General features: G+C 71.3%; 19 protein-coding genes and 2 pseudogenes. 12 read left to right on the top strand and 9 right to left on the bottom strand.

From position 1 onward, the window contains the following. Nucleotides 1–135 (bottom strand): annotated as a pseudogene (locus tag ACTWQJ_RS18570) (RNA polymerase subunit sigma-70); the annotation flags it as partial. Between the two features lie 314 nt (nt 136–449). On the opposite strand from ACTWQJ_RS18570, the gene ACTWQJ_RS18565 reads away from it, so the two are divergent. Together ACTWQJ_RS18565 and ACTWQJ_RS18560 are read left to right on the top strand one after the other, a co-directional pair. Continuing rightward, entirely contained in the window at nt 450–830 is a 381-nt protein-coding gene (locus ACTWQJ_RS18565; protein ID WP_443307743.1) for an STAS domain-containing protein, read from the top strand. A 143-nt stretch (nt 831–973) separates the two neighbouring features. Further along, the gene (locus ACTWQJ_RS18560) at nt 974–1,486 is read left to right on the top strand and encodes an EF-hand domain-containing protein (protein WP_443307742.1); all 513 of its coding nucleotides are present in this window, start codon (nt 974–976) and stop codon (nt 1,484–1,486) included. Here the strand turns inward: ACTWQJ_RS18560 and ACTWQJ_RS18555 are convergent. Then, nucleotides 1,465–2,973 (bottom strand): class I adenylate-forming enzyme family protein, encoded by a 1,509-nt coding sequence (locus ACTWQJ_RS18555; RefSeq protein ID WP_443307741.1) that lies wholly within the window; start codon nt 2,971–2,973, stop codon nt 1,465–1,467. The two genes, ACTWQJ_RS18560 and ACTWQJ_RS18555, sit on opposite strands and share 22 nt — an antisense overlap. Nucleotides 2,974–3,119: 146 nt before the next feature. On the opposite strand from ACTWQJ_RS18555, the gene ACTWQJ_RS18550 reads away from it, so the two are divergent. The 4 genes from ACTWQJ_RS18550 to ACTWQJ_RS18535 all read left to right on the top strand — a co-directional run bounded on the left by ACTWQJ_RS18550 (nt 3,120) and on the right by ACTWQJ_RS18535 (nt 7,411). Further along, nucleotides 3,120–4,313 carry an amidohydrolase family protein gene (locus ACTWQJ_RS18550; RefSeq protein WP_443307740.1) on the top strand — a complete coding sequence of 398 codons (1,194 nt, stop codon included), beginning with the start codon at nt 3,120–3,122 and terminating at the stop codon, nt 4,311–4,313. Beyond that, nucleotides 4,313–5,446 carry an acyl-CoA dehydrogenase family protein gene (locus tag ACTWQJ_RS18545; RefSeq protein ID WP_443307739.1) on the top strand — a complete coding sequence of 378 codons (1,134 nt, stop codon included), beginning with the start codon at nt 4,313–4,315 and terminating at the stop codon, nt 5,444–5,446. Before ACTWQJ_RS18550 ends, ACTWQJ_RS18545 begins: the two co-directional genes overlap by 1 nt. Nucleotide 5,447: 1 nt before the next feature. Further along, nucleotides 5,448–6,446, top strand: a complete 999-nt coding sequence (locus ACTWQJ_RS18540) for an acyl-CoA dehydrogenase family protein (protein ID WP_443307738.1) — start codon at nt 5,448–5,450, stop codon at nt 6,444–6,446. 482 nt (nt 6,447–6,928) lie between these two features. Continuing rightward, on the top strand, nt 6,929–7,411 hold the full coding sequence (locus tag ACTWQJ_RS18535; RefSeq protein ID WP_443307737.1) for an ATP-binding protein: 483 nt from the start codon (nt 6,929–6,931) through the stop codon (nt 7,409–7,411). A 491-nt stretch (nt 7,412–7,902) separates the two neighbouring features. Here ACTWQJ_RS18535 and ACTWQJ_RS18530 read toward each other — a convergent pair whose 3' ends face one another. Next, nucleotides 7,903–8,829 (bottom strand): cyclase family protein, encoded by a 927-nt coding sequence (locus ACTWQJ_RS18530; RefSeq protein WP_443307736.1) that lies wholly within the window; start codon nt 8,827–8,829, stop codon nt 7,903–7,905. Between the two features lie 83 nt (nt 8,830–8,912). Here ACTWQJ_RS18530 and ACTWQJ_RS18525 point away from each other — a divergent pair, with 83 nt between their 5' ends. The 4 genes from ACTWQJ_RS18525 (at nt 8,913) to ACTWQJ_RS18510 (ending at nt 13,528) form a co-directional block, all read left to right on the top strand. Then, nucleotides 8,913–9,827 carry an SDR family NAD(P)-dependent oxidoreductase gene (locus ACTWQJ_RS18525; RefSeq protein ID WP_443307735.1) on the top strand — a complete coding sequence of 305 codons (915 nt, stop codon included), beginning with the start codon at nt 8,913–8,915 and terminating at the stop codon, nt 9,825–9,827. Nucleotides 9,828–9,993: 166 nt separating this feature from the next. Continuing rightward, nucleotides 9,994–11,142 (top strand): acyl-CoA dehydrogenase family protein, encoded by a 1,149-nt coding sequence (locus ACTWQJ_RS18520; protein ID WP_443307734.1) that lies wholly within the window; start codon nt 9,994–9,996, stop codon nt 11,140–11,142. Nucleotides 11,143–11,154: 12 nt separating this feature from the next. Further along, nucleotides 11,155–12,204, top strand: coding sequence for a Zn-dependent alcohol dehydrogenase (locus ACTWQJ_RS18515; RefSeq protein WP_443307733.1), 1,050 nt, complete (start codon nt 11,155–11,157; stop codon nt 12,202–12,204). 73 nt (nt 12,205–12,277) lie between these two features. After that, the gene (locus ACTWQJ_RS18510; RefSeq protein ID WP_443307732.1) at nt 12,278–13,528 is read left to right on the top strand and encodes an MFS transporter; all 1,251 of its coding nucleotides are present in this window, start codon (nt 12,278–12,280) and stop codon (nt 13,526–13,528) included. Here ACTWQJ_RS18510 and ACTWQJ_RS18505 read toward each other — a convergent pair. After that, on the bottom strand, nt 13,433–14,479 hold the full coding sequence (locus tag ACTWQJ_RS18505; protein WP_443307731.1) for a GlxA family transcriptional regulator: 1,047 nt from the start codon (nt 14,477–14,479) through the stop codon (nt 13,433–13,435). The genes ACTWQJ_RS18510 and ACTWQJ_RS18505 overlap by 96 nt on opposite strands. A gap of 71 nt (nt 14,480–14,550) precedes the next feature. Between ACTWQJ_RS18505 and ACTWQJ_RS18500 the strand changes: the two genes are divergently transcribed. Together ACTWQJ_RS18500 and ACTWQJ_RS18495 are read left to right on the top strand one after the other, a co-directional pair. Then, a complete protein-coding gene (locus ACTWQJ_RS18500; RefSeq protein ID WP_443307730.1) occupies nt 14,551–15,882 on the top strand; it encodes an MFS transporter in 1,332 nt (443 codons plus the stop codon). A gap of 291 nt (nt 15,883–16,173) precedes the next feature. Beyond that, nucleotides 16,174–18,546 (top strand): SpoIIE family protein phosphatase, encoded by a 2,373-nt coding sequence (locus ACTWQJ_RS18495; RefSeq protein ID WP_443307729.1) that lies wholly within the window; start codon nt 16,174–16,176, stop codon nt 18,544–18,546. A 40-nt stretch (nt 18,547–18,586) separates the two neighbouring features. On the opposite strand, the gene ACTWQJ_RS18490 is transcribed toward ACTWQJ_RS18495, so the two are convergent. The 5 genes and pseudogenes from ACTWQJ_RS18490 to ACTWQJ_RS18470 form a co-directional block, all read right to left on the bottom strand. Beyond that, entirely contained in the window at nt 18,587–19,177 is a 591-nt protein-coding gene (locus tag ACTWQJ_RS18490) for a flavin reductase family protein (RefSeq protein ID WP_443307728.1), read from the bottom strand. A 240-nt stretch (nt 19,178–19,417) separates the two neighbouring features. Next, entirely contained in the window at nt 19,418–20,215 is a 798-nt protein-coding gene (locus tag ACTWQJ_RS18485) for an enoyl-CoA hydratase/isomerase family protein (RefSeq protein ID WP_443307727.1), read from the bottom strand. Further along, entirely contained in the window at nt 20,178–20,390 is a 213-nt protein-coding gene (locus ACTWQJ_RS18480; RefSeq protein WP_443307726.1) for a hypothetical protein, read from the bottom strand. Before ACTWQJ_RS18480 ends, ACTWQJ_RS18485 begins: the two co-directional genes overlap by 38 nt. Nucleotides 20,391–20,429: 39 nt before the next feature. Beyond that, a complete protein-coding gene (locus ACTWQJ_RS18475; protein WP_443307725.1) occupies nt 20,430–22,658 on the bottom strand; it encodes an acetate--CoA ligase family protein in 2,229 nt (742 codons plus the stop codon). Between the two features lie 117 nt (nt 22,659–22,775). Further along, nucleotides 22,776–23,459: pseudogene (locus ACTWQJ_RS18470) on the bottom strand (NAD(P)/FAD-dependent oxidoreductase); the annotation flags it as partial.

Below are 23,459 nucleotides of genomic sequence, written 5' to 3'. Positions count from 1 at the left end.
GCGTACGCGGTGGGCCTGGCCGTGCACGAGGGAGGCGAACCGGTCGTAGAGCTCACCGAGGGCGGCGGCCTCACCGCGGGCGAGGCGCTGCTGCATCTTGCGGTCCCAGCGGGGCGGTGCGTCCTTCTTCGCCATGTGGCCCCCTCCCCGTGCTCCGTCCCGGTGTCCGGCGTGTGTCCGTCGCCACCTCGAATGTAGTCGGCACGTCCGACAGCGCACGCCCCTTTGTGGCAATGTGCGCTCCCCGACAAGCCGCTGGTGATAGTGGACTTACGCCGCGTCTACCCCGTCACCATGCGCTCAGGCCTGATCGAACAGGATCGAATGCGACTGAAACGAGCCTTTTTCGTTCGGGTTTCGTTTTCAGTGAGGTGTTTCAGGGAACGGCCGCTGGGCAGCCGCGCTGCGAGGAAGCGTAGGGGTTGCTTCCGTTTCGGCGAGCGAAGGGCATGGTGGTGGCGTTCAATGTGACCGGCGGCGAGCAGGGCCGATGGGCCGTGCTCCAGGTGTCGGGCGAGCTGGACCTGGTGACGTCACCCGTGTTGCGTCAGCGGGTGCACGACCTGGTGGCCGAGGGCCGCCACAGTCTCGTCCTCGACCTCTCCGAGGTCTGGTTCTGCGATTCCAGCGGTGTCGGCGTGCTCATCGCCGCCCGCCGTCTGCTGCGCTCCTGCCAGGGACGGCTCCGTCTGATACTTCCGGCTCAGGGGGCGGCCGACGGCTCCCATGTCAACCGCGTCCTCGGCGCGCTGGGCGTGCGCAGGCTGTTCGACGTGCACGCGGATCTGCCGTCCGCGACGTCCGACGAGACGCGTCCCCTCTCGGCGTGACCTCTGCCACGTCGTTCACATCGTTGTTCCAGAATTCCCCCGGTCTTGGCACAACCGTCGGTTTCCCGCTCCGGGACCGCCCCCGACGTCGTACGCTCCGTGCGAGATGCACCCCGAGATGACGTGAGGCGGCCCGAAAAGACATGGTCAGCAGCGAGTACGAGCGCAGGATTGCGGCCCGGTTCGCCACCTTCGACCAGGACGGCAACGGTTACATCGACCGCGAGGACTTCAGCGGTGCGGCCAAGGCGCTGCTCGCGGAGTTCGGCACCGCGGCCCGGTCCGACAAGGGGCAGGCGCTGTACGTCGGCGCCGAGGCCTTCTGGCAGGGCATGGCCGGGATTGCGGACCGGGACGGTGACCAGCGGATCACCCGCGAGGAGTTCGTGAACGGCGCGGTCAAGCGACTGCGTGACAACCCGGACCGGTTCGCCGAGATCGCCCGCCCGTTCCTGCACGCCGCCATCGCCGTGGCGGACACCGACGGCGACGGAGCCGCCACCGTCGCGGACACCGCACGCGTCCTGAAGGTACTCGGCGTGCCGGAGAACATCGCGCACTCCGCGGCCGGCGCCCTCGATACGGACGGTGACGGCAAGGTGAGCGAGGTGGAGATCGTGCCCGCTTTCGCCCGTTACTTCACCGTGCCCGAATAGCGTTCCCGCAGCTTGTACTTCAGCACCTTGCGCAGCGTCTCGCCCCGCGGAAGGGCGTCCACCACCTCCAACTGCTCCGGCAGTTTGTGCACGGACAGCCCTTCCGCGCGCAGATGCGACGTCACCGCCTCCAGGGTCAACGCGTCGGCCCCCGACGGCTGTTCGACCACCGCGCAGACCCGCTCACCGCGTTCGGCGTCCGGCAGCCCGATCACCGCCGCGTCCGCGACCGCCGGATGCCGGTGCAGCAGGTCCTCGATCTCCTTGGCCGAGATGTTCTCGCCCTTGCGGATGATCACGTCCTTGAGGCGGCCGGTGAGCACCAGATGCCCGCTCTCCGTCAGATGCCCGAGGTCGCCGGTGCGCAGAAAGCCCTCCGCGTCGAAGGCCTCCGCCGTCTGCGCAGGATCCAGATAGCCCCGGCACACGGCCTCCCCGCGCAGCCGCACCTCCCCGTCGACGATCCGTATCTCCATGCCGTCCGGCGGGCGGCCCTCCGTGGTGGCCAGGTTCTCGGGCGTGTCGTCCGGCGCCCCCATCGTGATCATCGGGACCTCGGTCATCCCGTAGCCGTGGGTGAGCTGCACCCCCATCTCGCGTACGACGGCGTGGTAGACCTCCGGCGGCTTCGGCGCCCCACCGCCGGCCAGCAGCCGCAGGGTCGGCACGACCGGCGTGTCCGGCTGCTTGCGCTGCTCGGCCAGGAACATCGAGTAGAACGCCGTCGATCCGCCCGCCAGCGTCACCCCGTGCCTGCGGTACACCGCCAGCGCCTGAGGCAGCGCGAACTGCTCGACCAGCACCGCGGGGAAGCCGTACAGCAGCAGCATCACCATGTAGTCGGGGCCGCCGATGTGCGCGTACGGGAACGCGATCGACCCCACGTCCCCGGCGGTGGGCCGCAGGGCGTGCGCCAGGCAGGAGCCGCCCGCGATCAGCGAACGGTCCGTGTGCAGGACGCCCTTGGGCTCCGAGGTCGTGCCGGAGGTCCAGTAGATCCAGCGGACCTCCGTGCCCTGCGCCGGCGGCGGGGGCAGCACGGCCGGATCGCCGTCGGGCAGATCGTCGTACGCCTCGAAGACCCCCTTCGCGCCGAGCCGGCGGGCCATCTCCGTGTGGTCGAAGCCGCGCCACTCGCCCGGTACGGCGAGGTACTCGGCCCGCGACTCCCGCAGCGCGAAGCCGACCTCGCGGTCCCTCAGGAACGGGATGAGCGGCGTCTGTACGGCACCCAGGCGGGCCAGCGCGAAGGACAGCACCGCCGTCTCGATGCGGGTGGGGAGCTGCCAGGCGACGACCGTGCCGGGGCGCACCCCCATGCCGTACAGACCGGCCGCCGCCCGCTCGGCGCGGTCACGCAGCGCACCGAAGCTCACCGAGCGGTCGTCCTGGAGCAGGACGGGGTGCTCGGGGGTGCGGTCGGCGCGGCGGACGAGCAGGTCCCAGAGGGTGCGGGAGGTGCTGAGCGCGTGCGCGGTGTCGGTCACGTCGGCCCCCTGTTCAGCTGACGGCTAGTCAGATAGTGGGGTGAGCGTAGGGCTCGGTGCCTTGTCGGTCCAGGGGTGCGGGACTAGCCTTCCCTCAGCGCGCTATCTGACGGAGCATCAGATCCGTATCTCCGCGGAGGGGACCCATGACCGAACTGCCCCGCATCATCAGCGTCGACGACCATGTGATCGAACCCGCGCACCTCTTCGAGACCTGGCTGCCGAAGAAGTACCGCGACCGCGGCCCCAAGCCCCTCACCGCCGGGATCGGCGAACTCGCCTACGTCGGCGGCAAGTACCAGATCACCATGGACCCGGACGGCCCGCCCACCGACTGGTGGATCTACGAGGACCTGAAGTTCCCGTACAAGCGCAACATCGCCGCCGTCGGCTTCGACCGCGACGAGATGACCCTGGAGGGCATCACGCGCGCGGAGATGCGGCCGGGCTGCTGGGACCCCGCCGAGCGGCTCAGGGACATGGACCTCAACCACGTCGAGGCGTCCCTCTGCTTCCCGACCTTCCCGCGCTTCTGCGGACAGACCTTCGCCGAGGCGCACGACAAGGAGGTCGCGCTGGCCTGTGTGCGCGCCTACAACGACTGGATGGTCGAGGAGTGGTGCGGGGACAGCGGCGGCCGGCTCATCCCGCTGTGCCTGATCCCGCTGTGGGACATCGACCTCGCGGTCGCGGAGATCAGGCGGAACGCGGCCCGCGGAGTGCGGGCGGTGACCTTCTCCGAGATCCCCACCTATCTGGGGCTGCCGTCCATCCACTCCGGCTACTGGGACCCCTTCTTCGCGGTCTGCCAGGAGACCGGGACGGTCGTCAACATGCACATCGGTTCGTCCTCGCAGATGCCGGCCGCGTCTCCCGACGCCCCGCCCGCCGTCCAGGCCTCGCTGTCCTTCAACAACGCCATGGCCTCGATGATGGACTTCCTGTTCAGCGGCGTGCTCGTGAAGTTCCCGACGCTCAAACTCGCCTACTCCGAAGGGCAGATGGGCTGGATCCCGTACGCCCTGGAACGCGCCGACGACGTCTGGCAGGAGCACCGTGCCTGGGGCGGCGTCCGCGACACCATCCCGGAGCCGCCGTCGACGTACTACTACCGGCAGATCTACTGCTGCTTCTTCCGCGACAAGCACGGCATCGCCTCGCTGGACGTCGTGGGACGGGACAACGCCACCTTCGAGACCGACTATCCGCACGTCGACTCCACCTTCCCGCACACCAGGGAGGTGGCCCTCGACCACGTCAAGGGCCTCGACGACGAGACGGTGTACAAGCTGATGCGGGGCAACGCGATCCGCATGCTGGATCTCGACCTGGACCGCTGATGGACCTGTCGTACACGCCCGAGGAGGAGGACTTCCGGGAGCGTCTGCGGGAGTGGCTGGGCAAGGTGCTGCCCACGCTGCCCCCGAAACCGTCCCCCGACGACTGGCCCGCCCGGCGGGCCTACGACCTCGGGTGGCAGCGGATGCTGTACGACGCCGGATACGCCGACGTCCACTGGGACGCCTCCCCGACCATGCGGCTGATCTTCCTGGAGGAGACGGAAAAGGCGGGCGCCCCCTATGTGGGGGCCAACTTCGTCGGGCTGCTGCACGCGGGGCCGACCATCGCGGCCGAGGGCACGGCCGGGCAGCGGGCGCGCTGGCTGCCGCCCATCCTGCGCGGCGAGGAGGTGTGGTGCCAGGGCTTCAGCGAACCGGACGCCGGATCCGACCTCGCGGCCCTGCGCACGCGCGCGCGTAGGGACGGCGACGACTACGTGGTGAGCGGGTCCAAGATCTGGACCTCGCATGCCGAAGTCGCCGACTGGTGCGAACTGCTGGTACGGACGGACCCGGAGGCGCCCAGGCACCGTGGGATCACCTGGCTGGCCATGCCCATGGACGCGCCGGGCATCACCGTACGGCCGCTGCGGACGCTCGCGGGGTCGGCCGAGTTCGCCGAGGTGTTCCTCGACGACGTGCGCGTGCCGGTCGCCAACCGGGTCGGGGACGAGAACGACGGCTGGCGGGTGACCATGGTGACGCTGTCGTTCGAGCGGGGGACGGCGTTCGTGGGCGAGGTGGTGGCCTGTCGGCGCGTACTGGGGGAGCTGGCCCGGCAGGCGCGCGCGAACGGACGCTGGGACGATCCGGTGCTGCGGCGGCGACTCGGGCGGCTGAACGCGGAGTTCCGGGCGCTGTGGCGGCTGACCCAGTGGAACGTGAGTGAGGCGGAGGTGTCGGGCGGGGTGCCCGGCGTGGGAGGTTCGGTTTTCAAACTGAGGTACTCGCACGCACGTCAGGAGCTGTACGACGCCGCGGCCGACGTCCTGGGCGCCGAGTCGCTCGACCTGGACCGGCCCTGGGTGCTCGACCGGCTGTCGTCGCTGTCGTACACCATCGCGGCCGGCACCTCGCAGATCCAGCACAACATCGTGGCCGAACGGATCCTCGGGCTGCCGAAGGGACGCTGACGTGCGCTTCCAACTGACCGAGGAACAGCGGGCTTTGCGGGACGCCGTACGGCAGCTGCTCGCGCGGCGCTTCGACGGCGAGGCGCTCCGGGCGGCCGTGGAAGCGCCCGTCCTGGACCGGGGGCTGTGGCGCGAGCTGGGCGCGGTGGGGTTCTTCGCGCTACGACTGCCCGAGGCGGACGGCGGGGTCGGACTCGGGCCGGCCGAGGCCGTGCTGGCCTTCGAAGAGGCCGGACGGGCCCTGCTGCCGGGCCCGTTGCTGGCCACGCATCTCGCGGCGGGCGCGGTGCCGGGGGCGGCCGACGGGTCGGTCGTCGTGGCGGCGGTCGACGGCAGCGGGCTGGTGGAGTGGCTGACGCAGGCCGACGTCGTGCGCGGGGATGTGGATGGGGCAGTACCCGTGCGGTCGGTGGACCCGCTCACGCCGCTGCACCATGTGCCGGAGGCGGCTGGGGCCGCGGTGGTGGCGGGCGTGCGCGGCGCGGCGAGGCCGCCTGAGGCGAAGGGTTCGCGCACGCCCCTGCACGCGAAGCCGACCCCCCTGGGCACGGCGGATTCGATGGCCGTGCTCCTGACCGCCGCCGAGCAGCTCGGCAGCGCCGCCCGCACCTGTGAGCTCGCGGTGCAACACGCCCGTACCCGCGAGCAGTTCGGGCGTCCGATCGGCGCCTTCCAGGCCGTACAGCACCTGTGTGCGCAGATGCTGGTGCGCGTGGAGGTGGCCCGCGCCGCCGTGTACGCGGCGGCCGTCACCGCCGACCCCGTGGACATCGCCGCGGCCCGGCTGCTCGCCGACGAGGCGGCCGTGCGCGGTGCCCGCAACTGCCTTCAGGTGCACGGCGGCATGGGCTTCACCTGGGAGGCGGAGGTGCATCTGCATCTGAAGCGCGCCTGGGTGCGAACCCATCGTGCGGGCGATGGCACGGAGAGTGAGGAGCTCTTGGCGCAGGACCTGTCAACCGGGGTGGACGGACACGGCGCTGGGCTGCGGACTCGGTGAACAGGCCGCCGCGCGTGTCGCGGATTGTGGCATACCGGTATCACTGAGCGTTGATATCGCCTTGTGTCCCAGGTGTGACTCGTCACGTCCCGGAGTCGAAGGTCCGCTCCGGTACCTTGTGTGGGATGCGAGTGGTTCCGAGCGCGAGTCGTGCCGGTGTTGCCCCTGGGGCGGCTCCGGATCCAGCAGTGCGCGCCGCTGCTCGCCCGGCGGGAAGGCCCTGTTCCACCGCCTGTTCGACCCCCCGCGACGAGCGTCGCACAGTATGCCGCACGGGTACTCCTTCGCGCTGGAATATGCCCGAAGCGCTTGTTGGGGTGACTGTACGTCAACCATGCTGGTTGGTAAGGGAATCACGTTCCGTGAACCCTGCCCTCGCTGTTGTTCTGGTCATGCAGAAAATGGCTACGATCGTGGCCCTCGTGAGGCGCGAGCCTTTGTGTCCACCGGTTCGGATGGTGTGAGCGGTGCAGGTGCTTCAAATGCAGCTGGAGATCCGGCCCGACCCCGCGGAGGTGGGGCGCGCCCGCAGATGGACGCGTTCACGACTCGCCGGGTCCGGTATAGAGGCCGACGAACCGCTTGCCGAGACCCTGGTCCTGCTCGTCTCCGAACTGGTCACCAACGCCGTGGTGCACACCGGCTGTCCGGCCGTTCTGAGGCTGTCCCTGCCCCAGCCGACCGCCGAACCGGCCACCGTTCGCCTGGAGGTGGCCGACGGCAGCACACGGGCCCCGCTGCCCCGGTGGGTGGACGACGAAGAGACCGGCGGCCGCGGCCTGGCGCTCGTCGACGGCCTCGCCGACCGCTGGGGCTGGAGCCCCGAGGGCGCCGGCAAGCACATCTGGTGCGAACTGGACAGCTGCGCCGAGTCCCGGACGGCCGCGGTGGCATGCGGGGGCGGCCGGGCTTCCGGATACGAGGGCTTCGAAGGGTACGAGGGGCTGGCCTACGAGGCGGTGTGAGGCGACCGGGTCCGGTTGTGCCGGTTTCCGCAGAGGTCGGGGCAGGTCGGGTCGGGGGCGGGGCAGGTCGGGGGCACGGTTGCAGCGGCGCCGGGCTTTTCGGGTCGGGGTGAGGGGTGGCGCGCCCGGATGTGCTTCCATGCGTGCCTGTGTCAAAAAGGGCGTAAGTCATAAATCTCCGAACGGGTGTTGACGTCACGTGACGGGTTGATCACGCTGTTGGTCAGCGATTCGCCGCGAGGGGACGACGAGGGTTTCGGTGACGGGAGCCCTCGACGAGTGCGGGTCGCGATTCGGCGTCGGTTCTCTCAGGGGCAAAGGGACCGACGGGGGTCCCTCCCGCTCATGGTGGTCCCCCCCGCGCGAACGAAGCCGAGCGTGGGGGAGAAGCCGAGAGCGGGGGAGGGTACGCCGGAGTCGGATGGCGGCGCGTGGTGCGGTGCTCGGGGCGGGCGCTGTCGCGTCGCCAGCCGGACTCATCCCCGGATCACCTACAGGATCGCGACCGGTGCCACCGGTGTCCCGGTCGCGCCGACGAACGGTTCGGGCATCGCCGACAGCAGGAACGTGTAGCGGCCTGTTTCTCCACAGGCTGTGGACAACTCTTCGAGATTCCAGTTCTGACCCTGCGGCATCCCCATCTCCACCAGGTGCAGCGCATGCACGGGAAGCCAGAGATTCTCGATCTCGGGCGGAAATATCTCGAACGTGAGCGTGTCGTTCGCCACGGCCGCCACCTCGCGCGCGTGGAACCACTCCGGCGTCCGGATCGACAGACCCGGCGACGGAAACCCGTATCCGTGCTTGTCACCGGCGAGACAGACCTGCACCTGCCCGGTCCGTACGAGGACGATGTCGCCGGCCCGCACGCGCGTACCGGCGAGTTCCTCGGCCGCGTCCAGATCCTCCGGAGTGACCGCATGCCCGCCCGGGAGCCGGTCCGTCCCGCGCGCGCGGGCGACGTCCAGGAGCACCCCGCGCGAGACGATGTGCCGCGCCTTGTCGATACCGCCGAACTCCGCCCCGCCGTGCGCGGTGATGGTGCCGGCCGGGCGGCCGTTGTAGAGCCTGCCCGAGTGCGAGACGTGGGTCAGCGCGTCCCAGTGGGTCGCCGCCTGCAGGCCCATGGTCACGGCGTCGTCGCTGCACGCGACCGTGCCCGGCCCGAACAGCTCCTGGTTGATCTGCACCATGACGTGCAGGGGATTGACCCGCCCGGGGATCATCCCGGTCTGCACGCCGTCCTGTTGCAGGGGCAGGGCGAGGGGGACGCGGCGCCCCGTGCGGACCTCGGCGGCGGCCGCGCGGACGACCTCGTCGGTGATCAGGTTGAGCGTCCCCCGCTCGTCGTCCGCCCCCCAGCGGCCCCAGTTGTTCACGCGCCCCGCGATGTCGTGGAACTCGACCGGCAGTGACATGAGCCCTCCCCGGGGCTTGTCTCCAGGCGTCTGGCGGGACAAAAATCTAACGGGTCGTCAGAAACTGCGGGAAGGGGCCGGGCGTGGGGAACTTCTTGGCCGGCAAGGTCGTCGCCGTGACCGGGGCCGGACGGGGCATCGGGCGGGCGGTCGCGCGCGCGGCGGCCGCCGAGGGAGCGCGCGTTGTCGTCAACGACTACGGGGTGGCCGTCGACGGCGCCTCCCCGACCAGCGAGGTCGCCGAGGCCGTGGTCAAGGAGATAGAGGCGGCGGGCGGCGACGCGGTCGCGGTGGCCGACGACATCTCCACGATGGCCGGTGGTCAGCGGGTGGTCGACGCGGCGCTGTCGTCGTACGGACGGCTCGACGGCGTCGTATGCGTCGCCGGGATCCTGCGCGAGCGGATGCTGTTCAACATGACCGAGGAGGAGTGGGACCCGGTCGTCGCCACCCACCTCAAAGGGACGTTCACGGTGTTCCGGGCAGCCTCGGCGGTGATGCGCAAGCAGCGGTCGGGGACCCTGATCGGCTTCACCAGCGGCAACCATCAGGGGTCCGTCTCGCAGGCCAACTACAGCGCGGCCAAGGGCGGAATCATCTCGCTGGTACGGAGCGCTGCGCTCGGCCTGCACAAGTACGGGGTGACCGCGAATGCCGTGGCGCCCGTGGCCCGTACACGGATGTCGGCGAACGTGCCGATGGAGCTGGCGGAGATCGGCGAACCGGAGGACGTCGCCGCGCTCGTGGCCTACCTGCTGTCGGAGCGGGCGCGGGACGCCGGCATCACCGGGCAGGTGTACACGATCGCCGGCCCGAAGATCGCCGTCTGGGCCCAGCCGAGGGAGCTGCGCGCCGCGTACGCCGAGGGCTCCTGGACGCCGGAACGCATCGCGGACTTCCTGCCGGGGACGGTGGGGGTGGATCCGATGCCGATGCTGTCGCAGTTGGCGGGGATGGAGAGGGCGGCGCGAGAGGGGGGCCGGCCGAACGCCCAGTAGCTCGGGGGGATGCGTTGTACGGCGGCTTCGGGTTCGTTGTGGCTGGTCGGGCCCGCGGTGGGGGTCCCCCCGCTCGAGCGCAGCCGAGAGTGGGGGAGGAGCCGCATGTCGATACAGCCCCGCGCCCCTGGGTCGCTGGACGCACCCCATGCTGAGAGGAGACCCCGTGGACTTTGGATTCACGGTAGAGGACGAGGCATTTCGAGCCGAGGCGCGAGAATGGCTCGCTGCCCATGCCGACGGCGGCCCGGACCGCCGTACCTGGGAACGCACCCTCGGCAAATCCGGCTGGATAGGTCTCGGCTGGCCCGAACCCGGCTACGGCAACCGCACCGCCACCCTCACCCAACAGGTCGCCTGGGCCGAGGAGTACGCCCGCTCGCCCGCACCGCCGCGCTCCGGCCACATCGGCGAGAACCTCCTCGCCCCCACCCTCATCGCCCACGGCACAGCGGAGCAGAAGGCCCGCTTCCTTCCCCCGATCGCCGCCGGGGACGAACTGTGGTGCCAGGGCTACAGCGAGCCGGACGCCGGCTCGGACCTGGCCGGGGTGCGCACGACGGCCGTACGCGAGCCGGGCGGCACGTCGTACCGGATCACCGGCCAGAAGATCTGGACCTCGCTCGCCCACGAGGCGGACTGGTGCTTCGTGCTGGCCCGCACCGAACCCGGCTCGCGACGCCACCACGGGCTCAGTTTCCTGCTGGTGCCCATGGACCAGCCGGGCCGGATCGAGGTCCGCCCGATCCGCCAGATGACCGGCACGAGCGAATTCAACGAGGTGTTCTTCGACGGGGCGCACGCGCGCGTGGAGCATGTCGTCGGCGGCGAGGGCGACGGCTGGCGGGTCGCGATGAGCCTGCTCGGGTTCGAACGCGGGGTCTCGACGCTGGCCCAGCAGATCGGGTTCGCCGAGGAGCTGGGGCGGGTGGTGCGGGTGGCCCTCGCCTCAGGCGCGGTGGCCGATCCGGTTGTACGGGAGCGGCTCGTCCGGCAGTGGGCGGAGCTGCGGACGATGCGGTGGAACGCCCTGCGGACACTGGGCGGTTCGGCGGATGCGGGCGCGTCGAACGTGGCCAAGCTGCTGTGGAGCGGCTGGCACCAGCGGCTCGGAGAGCTGGCGATGCAGGTGCGGGGTGCGGCGGCCGGGGTGGGTCCGGCGGACTGGTCGGACTCGGCGTCGTACGAACTCGACGCGATGCAGCACCTGTTCCTGTTCTCCCGGGCCGACACCATCTACGGCGGCTCGGACCAGATCCAGCGCACGATCATCGCCGAGCGCGCGCTCGGCCTGCCGAGGGAACCGAAGGGCTGAGGGGGCGGTGTGATGCGGGGCGTACTGTTCGACGGGCAGCGGGTCGAGGTCGTGGACGACCTGGAGGTACGGGATCCCGGACCCGGTGAGGTGCGGGTCGCGATCTCGGCGGCCGGGCTGTGCCACAGCGATCTGTCCGTGGTGGACGGGACCATTCCCTTCCCTGTGCCTGTGGTGTTGGGGCATGAGGGGGCGGGGGTGGTGGAGGCGGTGGGGGACGGGGTCACGCATGTCTCGGTCGGGGATCATGTGGCTCTGTCCACGCTTGCCAACTGCGGTACGTGCGCGGATTGTGACCGGGGGCGGCCGACCATGTGCCGGCGGGCGATCGGCCGGCCCGGGCAGCCGTTCACGCAAGGTGGGCGTCCTGTCTTCCAGTTCGCGTGCAACTCGGCGTTCGCCGAGCGGACCGTGGTCAAGGCCGTGCAGGTGGTTCGTATTCCGAAGGACATTTCCATGCCTTCGGCCGCGCTCATCGGGTGCGGGGTGCTGACCGGGGTCGGGGCCGTGCTCAACCGGGCGAAGGTGGACCGCGGGGACAGCGTGGTCGTGATCGGGACCGGTGGGATCGGACTCAATGTGCTTCAAGGGGCGCGGATCGCGGGTGCGCTGCGGATCGTCGCCGTCGATGCCAATCCGGCCAAGGAGGCGGTGGCGCGGCAGTTCGGGGCGACCGAGTTCCTGACCTCGACGGAGGGGGTGCGGGAGCTGCTGCCCACGGGGGCGGACCATGTCTTCGAGTGCGTCGGGCGGGTGGAGCTCGTCCGGCAGGCGGTCGGTCTGCTGGACCGGCATGGGCAGGCGGTCCTGCTCGGTATGCCGCCGGCCGGAGCGGAGGCGTCCTTCGTCGTGGCGTCCATGTTCCTGGACAAGTCGATCCTGGGGTGCCGTTACGGGTCCTCGCGTCCGCAGCGGGACATCGCGCTGTACGCCCAGTTGTACCGGGACGGGCGGCTGCTGCTCGACGAGCTGGTGACGCAGACCTATCCCGTTGAGGAGTTCGAGCGGGCGGCGGCGGATGCGGAGGCGGGGAAGGTGGCTCGGGGGGTGCTGACCTTCTGAACATGCCAGGGGTTTTCCACAGGCGCCGGAAAACTCCTGGGGCGCTGTCGGTCCCAGCCCTTAGCGTCGACGCATGACCTATCGAGACGTGGCCTCCAAGCAGGTCCTGATCTGGGCCTGCACCGCCGTCGCCTCCCGTATGCCGGTCGCCATGGCGCCGTTGGCCCTGGTGTTCCTGGTGCGGGAGCGGCCCGGTGGCTATTCGCTGGGGGCGGCGCTCGCGGCGGCCTATGTGATCGGCGAGATCATCGGGGCGCCGGTGCTCGGAATGCGGCTGGACCCGGCGCGCGGCCGTCGGCACCTGGCCTTCGGGCTCGCGGGCGGGGCGGTGGGGTTCGCGGGGCTCGGGGTGCTGGCCGGGGCACACCCCGTCGTGCTGGGGGCGTTCGCGTTCCTGGCCGGTGCGGCTCCCGCCGCTGCGGCCGGCGGGCAGCGGGCGCTGCTGACCTCGCTGGTCCCGGAGCGTGCCGTGGCGCAGGCGCTGTCCGCCGAGTCGATGCTGATGTCGGGCGTATGGGCCGTCTCCCCCGTCGCGGTCGCCGGCCTCGCCCTCGGGGTGGCGCCACGGGTGCCGCTGCTCCTCGGGGCCGCCCTGATGGCGTCGTCGATCGCGGGCCACTGGCTGCTGCCGGCCGGCTGGGGCAAGGGGGAGCAGGGTGGGGAGGCAGGGCGGTTCAGGGTCTTGATACGCGCCTGGCCGGTGTACGTCACGGGCGCGGCCAGTCTCACCCTGCTCGGCCTGGCCGAACTCACCCTGCCCGCCCTGCTGGAGCAGCGCGGTATCGGTGTCGGCTGGTCCGGGCCGATGCTGGCGGGGCTGGCGGTGGGAGCGGCGGTCGGCGCGTTCCTGTACGGCCTCCGGCCGTGGCCGGGGCGGCTCCGGGCGCGCAGTGTGGTGCTGATGTGCGGCATGTCGGTCTTCGTGACCCTCGCCGCACTGATACCGGGGGCGGCCGGGATCGCGGTCGCCCTCGTCCTGGCGGGCACGCTTCAGTCGGGCGCGCTGATCACCCGCAACCTGTCCCTGCGCGAGGCCGTGCCACCGGGTGTCCTGGCCGCGGGCTACTCCGTGATGTACGCGGCCGCGGGCGCGGGGTACGCGGCGACCGGTTCCCTCGCCGGCGGCCTGCTCCAGCTGGTTGCGCCGTCCACGGCCATCTTGGCCGGTGTGGTGCTGACCCTGCTGCTGACGGCGCTCGGCTGGTGGGGAGAGGTCCGGCGGGACCGCTCAAGTGCCGCTGGGGATATGCCCGTTGACACCGTCACTGCCGGCGCGGAAGGTGCGCCGGTAACTGGAGGGTGTGACACCGAGCGCCGCCTGTAGGTGCTGCCGCATCGACTGGGCCGTGCCGAAGCCGGCGTCCCGGGCGACCTGGTCGACGGAGAGGCCGGTGGTCTCCAGCAGGTGCCGGGCGCGTTCCACCCGCTGCTGGATGAGCCACTGGCCCGGGCTGATGCCGACCTCCTCGCGGAAGCGGCGGGTGAAGGTGCGGACCGACATGGACTCCTGGTCCGCCATGTCGCGCAGCTGGATCGGCTCGTGGAGGCGGCCCAGGGCCCAGGCGCGGGCCGTGGTCGTGGTGGCCAGCTGCGGCTCCGGCACCGGGCGCTGGATGAACTGCGCCTGGCCGCCCTCGCGGTGCGGCGGTACGACCGTGCGGCGGGCCACGTCGTTGGCGACGGCGGTGCCGTGGTCGCGGCGCACGATGTGCAGGCACAGGTCGACGCCGGCCGCGACACCCGCGGAGGTCAGGACGTCGCCGTCGTCGACGTACAGGACGTCGGCGTCCACCTTGATCTGCGGGAACAGGCGTTGGAGGCGCTCGGCGTCGGCCCAGTGGGTGGTGGCGGGCCGGCCGTCGAGGTGGCCGGCGGCGGCGAGGACGTAGACGCCGGTGCAGATGGAGGCGAGCCGGGTGCCGGGGCGGATGTGCGCGAGCGCGGCGGCCAGCTCGGGGGTGAGCACGCCCTGCTCGAAGACCGGGCCGAGTTCGTACGACGCCGGGACGATCACAGTGTCGGCGGTGGCCAGGGTCTCCGGGCCGTTCGCGACCATGATGTCGAAGTCGGCGTCCGTCCGGACCGGGCCCGGCGGCCGGATCGAGCAGGTGACGACCTCGTACAGATGGCGCTCCGCGGCGTCCTTGGGGCGTCCGAAGATGCGGTGCGGGATGCCCAGCTCGAAGGGCAGCGCGCCGTCCATGGCGAGGACGACGACGCGGTGCGGACGGAAGTCTTCCCCGGTGTGCTGCTCGGTGTGCCGCTCGATGGTCATGGCCCGATCCTAGTGAATGCTGTCCTTCGGGCCACTCGATCGGAGTGATCGCAGACCGGATGCTCTATGGCGTGACCCAGACAACCGACGCCACCACAGCCGTAGAGGAATCCGGTACCAGCAAGAAGCGGCGCCCGCGGCGGAGCCGCAAAATGTCAGTGCATCGTGCCTGGTTCGTCGCCGCCGTCACCTTCGTGACCATCATCGGCGCGGCCGCCTTCCGTTCCCTGCCCGGCCTGCTCATCGACCCGCTGAACCAGGAGTTCGGCTGGTCGCGCGGCACGATCGGCGCCGCGGTCTCGATCAACCTCGCGCTGTACGGGCTCACCGCCCCCTTCGCGGCCGCGCTGATGGACCGCTTCGGCATCCGGCGGGTCGTCGCCGTGGCGCTGACCGTGATCGCGCTCGGCTCGGGGCTGACGGTGTGGATGACGGCGGCCTGGCAGCTGCTGCTGTGCTGGGGCCTGTTGGTCGGGCTGGGGTCCGGCTCGATGGCGCTGGCGTTCGCGGCGACGGTCACCAACCGCTGGTTCACCGAGCGGCGCGGCCTGGTCACCGGCATCCTCACGGCCGCCTCGGCCTCCGGCCAGCTGATCTTCCTGCCCGTGCTGTCCTGGATGGTCGAGACGCACGACTGGCGCCCGGCCGCGGTGACGGTGGCCCTGGCGGCCCTCGCGGTCGTCCCCTTCGTCTGGCTGCTGCTGCGCGACCACCCGGCCGACGTGGGCCTGAAGCCGTACGGGGCGAAGGAGTTCGTGCCCAAGCCGGAGCCCGTGCCGGGCGCCGCGCGCCGGGCGGTCACCGTGCTGCTGAAGGCGGCCCGCACCGGCCCGTTCTGGCTGCTCGCCGGCACCTTCGCGATCTGCGGCGCCTCCACCAACGGCCTGATCCAGACCCACTTCGTGCCGGCCGCCCACGACGAGCACATGCCCGTCACCACGGCGGCCTCGCTGCTCGCGGTCATCGGGGTGTTCGACGTGGTCGGCACGGTGGCCTCGGGCTGGTTCACCGACCGCTTCGACGCGCGCCGCCTGCTCGCGGTCTACTACGCCCTGCGCGGCATCTCGCTCCTGTTCCTCCCCATGCTGCTCGCGCCGAGCGTCCACCCCCCGATGCTGTTCTTCATCGTCTTCTACGGCCTCGACTGGGTCGCCACCGTCCCGCCCACCGTGGCGCTGTGCCGCGAGCAGTACGGCGACGACAGCGCGATCGTCTTCGGCTGGGTCCTCGCCTCCCATCAGGTCGGCGCGGCGCTCGTGGCCTTCCTCGGCGGTGTGGCGCGGGACGTCTTCGGGTCGTACGACATGGTCTGGGTCGCGTCGGGAGCGCTGTGCGCGGCGGCGGCGCTGATGGCGCTGGTGATCCGGCGACGGCCGGTGGCGGGGGCCGTCGCGGTGGCCTGAGGTCGTGACGTCAACTGGCGCGGTCGAGTGGTTCCAATCCGACGTGGAGGCGCATGCCGAGAGCGGCGGCGAACCGTTCGAGCAGGGGCAGGGCACAGTCAGCCTCGGAGACGAGCACGTCGGTCGTGCCCTCGATATCGCCGGCGAATCGAAGCCGCCCAAAGAGCTGTCGGCCGAACGGCGCTCCGGGTTCTGGATCGAGCTCGCCCGCGCGCAGGTGGCAATCGCGCGTGCGGTTGTCGTCCGTCGTGCGGCACGGGATGCTGAGGGTGCACGAAGGGAAGCGGTGCCATGGATCGTTTTCCGAAGGCGGCCAACGTCGATTTCCACAGCCCTCTGGAGCTCTCCAAGGCCGCCGCCGCAGTACTGGACGCCGACGGCCGCATTTCCGGGTGGGGATCCTCGGCTCAGCGCCTCCTCGGACACCCATCCGAGGACGTGCTCGGTCAGTCGGCCGCCCGGCTGCTGGCGGCGACCCCCGGGCAGCGACTGTCCGCCCTCTGCAAAGCGCACAAGCCCCGCAGCACCGTCTTGGAGCTCTGCTGTCGGGACGGACGCGTACTGCGCGCGGCCGTGACATTCAGCCCGCTCGTGACCCAGGGCGTCGCTGCGACCGTCGTGGTCGCGGCCGACCTGGAGGCGCTGCGCGGCTGGGAGGCGCAGCTGGCGATGCTGCAGGGACTGGCGACCGAGTCTCCCGTGGGCCTGACGATCTTCGACACCGACAAGCGGGTCGTCTGGGGGAACGTCTCCACCGATGTGGAGCTCGCGGGGATTGCCCAGTACATCGGCCGACCGGCCGCGGATCTCTTTCCTGAAGGCGAATTCATCTCCCGCCACCACCACCCGGACGAAGACCAGGTGATGGAGCACGTGATGGCGACGGGGGAACCGATCATGGGCATGCACTATCGCGGGCGCGCCCCCGCCGACCCGGTGCGCGAGCACGTCTGGTCCTGCTCGTACCACCCGCTGGTGGACGCCCGAGGCGAACCGCTGGGGCTGTTCGAGGAGTCCCTGGACATCACCGACCGCTACCGCGCCCAGGAACGACTGTCGCTGCTGGTGCGGGCAGGAAAGCGCATCGGCGCCTCGCTGGACGTGCGCCGCACAGCTGCGGAGCTTGCCGACGTGGCGGTACCGCAGCTGGCCGACGAGGTGCTGGTGGACCTGCCGCCGGCGGTCATCGAGGGACGGCAGCCGCCGACGGGCTCGGCGCCGGGGCACAATCTACTGCGGATGCACGGCCGGACCCCGGAAGACTTCCGGACCACTCCCGTCTCCTACCCACCATCGTCACCGCAGGCTCTGAGTCTGGCCACCAGCCGCCTCGTCGTCGACGCCTCCCCGCCCGAGGCACCAGGTGAGACGGGATCGGCCGCCTCGCACTCCTGCCTCTTCGTCCCGCTGCTCACCCGCGATGCAGTCCTGGGCCTTGCCACCTTTCGGCGCAGCAGCAACCCCGACCCCTTTGGTCCCGAGGAGCAGACGCTCGCCGTGGAACTGGCCGAGCGAGCCGCCGTCGGCATCGACAACGCCCGCCGTTACACCAGCCAGCAGGCGGCAGCCCTGGTACTGCAGCGAAGCCTGCTGCCACAGCACCTGCCTGAGCAGAGCGCGGTCGACGTGGCGTACCGCTACCTGCCTGCCGACAGCCGCGTGGGCGTGGGCGGCGACTGGTTCGACCTGATCCCGCTGTCCGGTGCCAGAGTGGGCCTGACGGTCGGCGACGTGGTGGGCCACGGCGTGCACGCGGCCGCGACCATGGGCCGACTGCGCGCCACCGTACGGACCCTGGCCCTGCTGGACTTGGACCCGGCCGAGCTGCTCACCCGGCTGGACGGCCTGGTCGCGCAGGACTCGGAACCCCACGCGGATGACGGGCTGAGCGACGAGGGGCTCGGGGTGACCTGCCTGTACGCGATCTACAACCCGGTCAGCGGCCGCTGCGTCTGGGCGAGCGCGGGCCATCCCCCGCCGCTCGTGGCCGATGCGAGCGGCTCGGTGGCCTTGTCTGCGCTGGCGCCGGGACCGCCCCTGGGGCTGGGCAGCCTGCCCTACGAGAACGTGGAGCTGAGCTTGTCCGACGGCAGCATAGTGGCGTTCTTCACCGACGGCGTCGTGGAGGACCGGCGCACCGACATCGACACCGGAATCGACCGCCTTGCCCATGTGCTCACCTGGCAACGAAGCCCACTGGAGGAACTGTGTGACCGGGCGCTGTCGACCCTGCCGCCCGGACCACAGGCGGACGATGCCACGCTGCTGCTCGTCCGCACCCGGCGGCTCGACGTCGACCATGTGGCGGATCTGGAGCTGCCGTCCGACCCGGCCATGGTGGCTCACGCCCGCGCAGTCACCGAGCGCCAGTTGGAGACCTGGGGTCTGCCCGAACTGTCATTCAGCGCCGCACTCGTGGTGAGCGAGCTGGTCACCAACAGCATCCGGTACGCCACCGGACCGGTCATGCTGAGGCTGATCAGGGACCGCTCCCTGCTGTGCGAGGTCTCCGACAATGCGCACACCGCACCTCACCTGCGGCGAGCGCGTCGGGACGATGAGGGAGGCCGCGGCCTGTTCCTTGTCGCCCAGGTGTCCCAGCGCTGGGGCACGCGGTACACCTCGTCCGGGAAGACCATCTGGGCCGAGCTGGCCATCCCCTAGCCTCGCTGGTCTGCCCAGGGGAAGTTCTGGCGGAGAGGCCTCAGCGGAATCGCCCCTTGTGGAACAGCAGAGGCGCCCTGTCCTCGTTGTCGCCCATGCCCAGCGTCGCCACCCGCCCCACCACGATGAGGTGATCCCCGCCCGTGTGCACCGCGTGGATCGTGCAGTCGACCCACGCGAGGGTGCCCGCGAGGCGGGGTGAGCCGGAGACGGGCGCGGTGTCGTACGCGACCCCCGCGAACTTGTCTCCGCCGCTCACCGAGAAGCCCCGGCACAGCTCGCCCTGGCCCGCGCTCAGAACGTTGACGCAGAAGACGCCGGCGCGGGCGATGCGCGGCCAGGTCGTCGACGTACGGCCGACCATGAAGGCGACGAGGGGTGGGTCGAGGGAGAGGGAGGAGAAGGACTGGCAGGCGAAACCGGCGGGGCCGTCGGCGGCGGGCGCGGTGACGACCGTGACACCGGTGGCGAAGTGTCCGAGGACGCGGCGGAACTCCTGCTGGTCCACGGGCGCCCGCTCGTCCTCGCGGACACAGCGCAACTCCGGGCGCGGCAACGCCTCCACGGGACCGTGGGTCCCGGCCGACCTGAGGTAACGGACAGCGGCTTCGGCGGTCCCTGCTTGTCCCATCACGTTCACCATTGAAGCTGACGAACCGTCAGATAGGAAGCCTCGTGGCGGACCTCGCCAGGCCCCGGCGTACGCTCCGCCTCATGGGGTGGGGAAACAGCGACCGGGCATTCGTGGTGTGCGACGGTACCGGCACGTGGTTCCTCGACACCGAGGCCTTCACGACTCCGACGGCGTGGAGGGCCCCGAGGAGCGGGACGGTGTGGTCGTCGGACTCGACGGCGGGACTGACGGCCGCCTTCACCGCCCTCGGTACTGAGGGCTCCGGCGCTCCACAAAACTCGCCAGGCCCTCCCGGGCGTCCTCCGTCGTCATGTTGATCTCCTGGGCGGCGGCCTCGGCGGCGAAGGCCGTGGCGCGGTCGGTGTCGAGGGAGGCGTTGACGAGTTGCTTGGTGAGGGCGAGGGCGCGGGTGGGGGCGACGGTGAGGCGGGCCGCCCACTCGCCGGCCGTCTTGTCCAACTCCCCGTCCGGCACGACCCGGTTGACCAGGCCGAGGCGTTCGGCGTCCGTGGCGGTGAGCGCGTCGCCGAAGAACATCAGCTCCTTGGCGCGCTGCGGCCCGATCACGCGGGGGAGAAGGTACGCACCGCCGCCGTCCGGTACGAGGGCCCGGCGTACGAACACCTCGATGAACTTGGCCGGTTCCGCGGCGAGTACGAGGTCGCAGGCGAACGCCAGATGAGCACCGAGGCCCGCCGCCGTGCCGTTCACGGCGGCGATCACGGGCTTCTCGCAGTCGAGGACGGCGGCGATCAGGCGCTGGGCCCCGAGACGGAGCGTCCGGGACACATCGCCGGCGATCCGTTCCCCGGCCGCCGCACTGCCCCGCAGGTCGGCGCCCGCGCAGAAACCGCGTCCGGTGCCGGTGAGGACGACGGCTCGTACGTCCGGGTCGGCGGAGGCGTCGGCGAGCAGGGCGATCAGCTGGTCGCGCATGTTCGGGGTGAGGGCGTTGAGGGCTTCGGGGCGGTTGAGGGTGAGGTGGGTGACGTGCTGTTCAGTCCGGTGGTGTATCGACGGCTCGGGCACGGTCATGCTCCGTTCTCGGCGGCAGCGCCGGCCATGCGCGGGCGGATCTGCCCTTCATCTCGGCGTCGGGGTCGGCCCCGCGCGGCAGCAGGTCGATGATCTCCGGGTAGGGCTGCGGGCCGCTCCTCGCCGCCAGGACCACGGGGAGGTACCCGAACTGGTTCCGGGCGTCGGGGTCCATGCGGCGATCCTCGCCGACACGGCACTCTCCGTGCAGTTCTCACCGGCACACCGCCAACGCGTCCAGCGCCACCGCCCCCTGCCCCCTGGGCAGCACCATCAGCGGGTTGATGTCCAACTCGGCCAGCTCGTCCCCGAGTTCCAGCGCCATGCGCTGCACCCGCAGGATCACCTCGACGAGCGCGTCGACATCGGCCGGCGGCCGCCCCCGCACCCCGTCCAGCAGAGCCCGCCCGCGCAGGTCGCCGAGCATGTCCCGCGCCTGGTCCTCGCCGAACGGCGGCACGCGCACCGCCGCGTCCCGCAGCACCTCCACGAGCACACCGCCGAGCCCGACGGTCACGGTCGGCCCGAAGAGGTCGTCGTGGGTGACGCCGACGACCATCTCGACGCCCTGCTCGACCATCTGGCACACCAGGACGCCGTCCAGCGAGACGCCCTCGTAGTGGGCGATGTCGGTCAGCTCGCGGTAGGCGTCGCGGACCTGGGCGGCGGAGGTCAGCCCGATCTTCACCAGGCCGAGCTCCGTCTTGTGGGCGAGTTGCGCGCCGGACGCCTTCATCACCACCGGGTAGCCCACCAGCCCCGCCGCCCGGACGGCCGCCGCCGCGCTGGTCACCAGCTGCTCGCGCGGCACCCGGATCCCGTACGCCCGCAGCAGCTGCTTGGCCGCATGCTCGCTCAAGCGCTGCCCGGGCCGCATCAGTTCGCGCGCCTTGCGGAAGGAGGGCGAGGGGGTGCGCGGCGCCTCGTCGAAGGGGGAGCGGTAGTCACGGACGAAGCGGTGGTGGGCGAGGTGGGCGCGGACGGCGGTGAGACAGTTGCCGACCGTGCGGAAGGTGGCCACCCGCGAGGAGCCCAGCAGCACCTCGCGGTACGCCGGTTCCGTGCCGACCGGCGACCCCCACACCACACAGACCAGCTTGTCCGTCCGCTCGGCCGCGTCCACCAGGTCCCGCACGAGCCGGTCGCTCAAGGGCGGGAAGGGCCCGGTGATCGGACAGATCAGCACCCCGACCTCGGGGTCGTCCAGGATCGCGTCGATGATCTTCCGCCCGCGCCAGTCGCCCACCGGGTGACCGCCGTTGTCGACCGGGTTGGCCACGCTGAGGTACTCCGGTATCCACTGGTGCAGCTCGGACTGCCTGGCCTCGGAGAGCACCGGCAGCCGCAGCCCCGCCGACACCGCCAGGTCGGCGACGTGCGCGCCCGTGCCACCCGAGATCGAATAGACGACGACACCGTCGGCGCGCGGCGGGCGGGCGCGGGCCAGCAGAGCGGCGGTGTCCTGCAGCTCGTCGAGCCCGTCGACCCGGATCACCCCGTACTGCCGCATCGCCGCGTCCACCACCGCGTCCGCGCCGGTCAGCTTGCCGGTGTGCGAGGCGGCCGTACGGGAACCGGTCTCGGTGCGGCCCACCTTGACCGCGACGACCGGCACCCCGCGCCGGGCGGCCCGGTCGGCGGCGAGCAGGAAGGACCGGCCGTCCTTCAGGCCCTCCACGTAGGCGGCGATGGCGCCGACCTCCGGTTGTTCGGCGAAGTAGGAGAGGAAGTCGGCGGCCTCCAGGTCGGCCTCGTTGCCGGTCGGCGCCCAGTGGGACAGGCGGATGCCGAGCTCCTGCAGGGCGAAGACGGGACGGCCCTGGTGCCCGGACTGGGTGATCAGGGCGATCGCCGGCCCGTCCAGATCGTCCCGGAACTCCTCGAACGCGTTGAGGTTGGTGTTCGGCCCCAGCAGTCGCAACCCGGACCGCCGGACGGCCGCGGCGAGCCGGTCCTGCGCGGCCGCGCCCTCCTCGCCCGTCTCCGCGAACCCGGAGGCGAAGGCGACCGCGAACCGCACCTTGGCCTCGGCGAGTTCCTCGACCACGGGAAGGGGGTCGGCGACCAGCAGTACGGCGAGATCCACCTGCTCGGGCAGGTCGGCGACGGAAGGAGCACACGGTATGCCGAAGACGGACCCGCGGGTGGGGTGCACGGGATGCAGTCGCGCCCCGACCCGCCCGGCCCACGCGACCAACTGCCGTGTGATGCCGGTGTTCGGACGCCCGTCGGCGTCCGAGGCGCCGATCACGGCGACGGACTCGGGGCGGAAGAAGCGGTCCAGATCGGGGGCGTCGGCGTACAGCGGACGGCCGCTGACATCGAGGTCGTCCACGTCGGCCGGACGGCCGTGCACGGCGGGGCCGGGCCGCTGCTCACCGCAGGCGATGGCCCGGGCCCGGCGGGAGTCGGTGGTGAGAGTGCCGTGGGTTGATCCAAGCATCGGTCCGCCCGCTCCTGTGTGACAGCCACCAGCAACAACTAACTGACGCAGTGTCAGATTACTGAACTGACGCAATGTCAGGAACAGGCGTGCAAGCGGCAATCGTGGGCGGTGTGGTCACCCGGGGAGGCGGGACACGCGTCCGGCGCTTCTCTTGGCGACGGTCCGGGCGATCTTCTCCGCGTCGATCGCCAGCTCACGGAGCATGCCGCTGATGGGGTTGGTGTAGCCGGTGAAGTAGAGGTCAGGGGCGTTCTTCGGGGTGCGGGCGCCGTGCACGACGGGTCTGCCGCGGTCGTCGAGGACGTCGAGGTGGCCGACGAGGGGCTCCAGCGCGCGGACGTAGCCGGTGGCCGCTATGACGGCGTCCGGGCCGATCCTGCTGCCGTCGGCGAGGAGTACCTCGCCGTCCTCGAAGGCCTCCACGGCGGCGACGATCTCGACCTTGCCCTGGCGCACCGCGTCGATGAGGCCGACATCCTGGACCGGGATCGCGCCCTCGGTGACCCGGCTGTACAGGCCGGTGCCGGGGCGGGGCAGGCCGTGGGCGGAGAGGTCCGGCACGCTGACCTCGGCCAGCGGGCGGGCGAGCCGGTCGACCAGGCCGACCGGCAGCCGGCGCACCAGGACGCCGGTGTACTGGGCGGCCCAGCCGGCGGTGGAGCGGCGGACGATGTGCGGCGCCGTGCGCACGGACAGCCGTACCCGTTTCGCCCCGCCCTCGACCAGGTCGACGGCGATCTCGGCGCCGGTGTTGCCGATGCCGACGACCAGGACGTCACGGCCGGTGTAGGGCTCGGG

The organism is Streptomyces sp. KR55, assembly GCF_052245645.1.
In the GTDB taxonomy this organism is placed as follows: Bacteria; Actinomycetota; Actinomycetes; order Streptomycetales; family Streptomycetaceae; genus Streptomyces; species Streptomyces flavusporus.
Note: the sequence above shows the minus strand (reverse complement) of the source record. Positions and strands in the feature narration are given on the sequence as shown.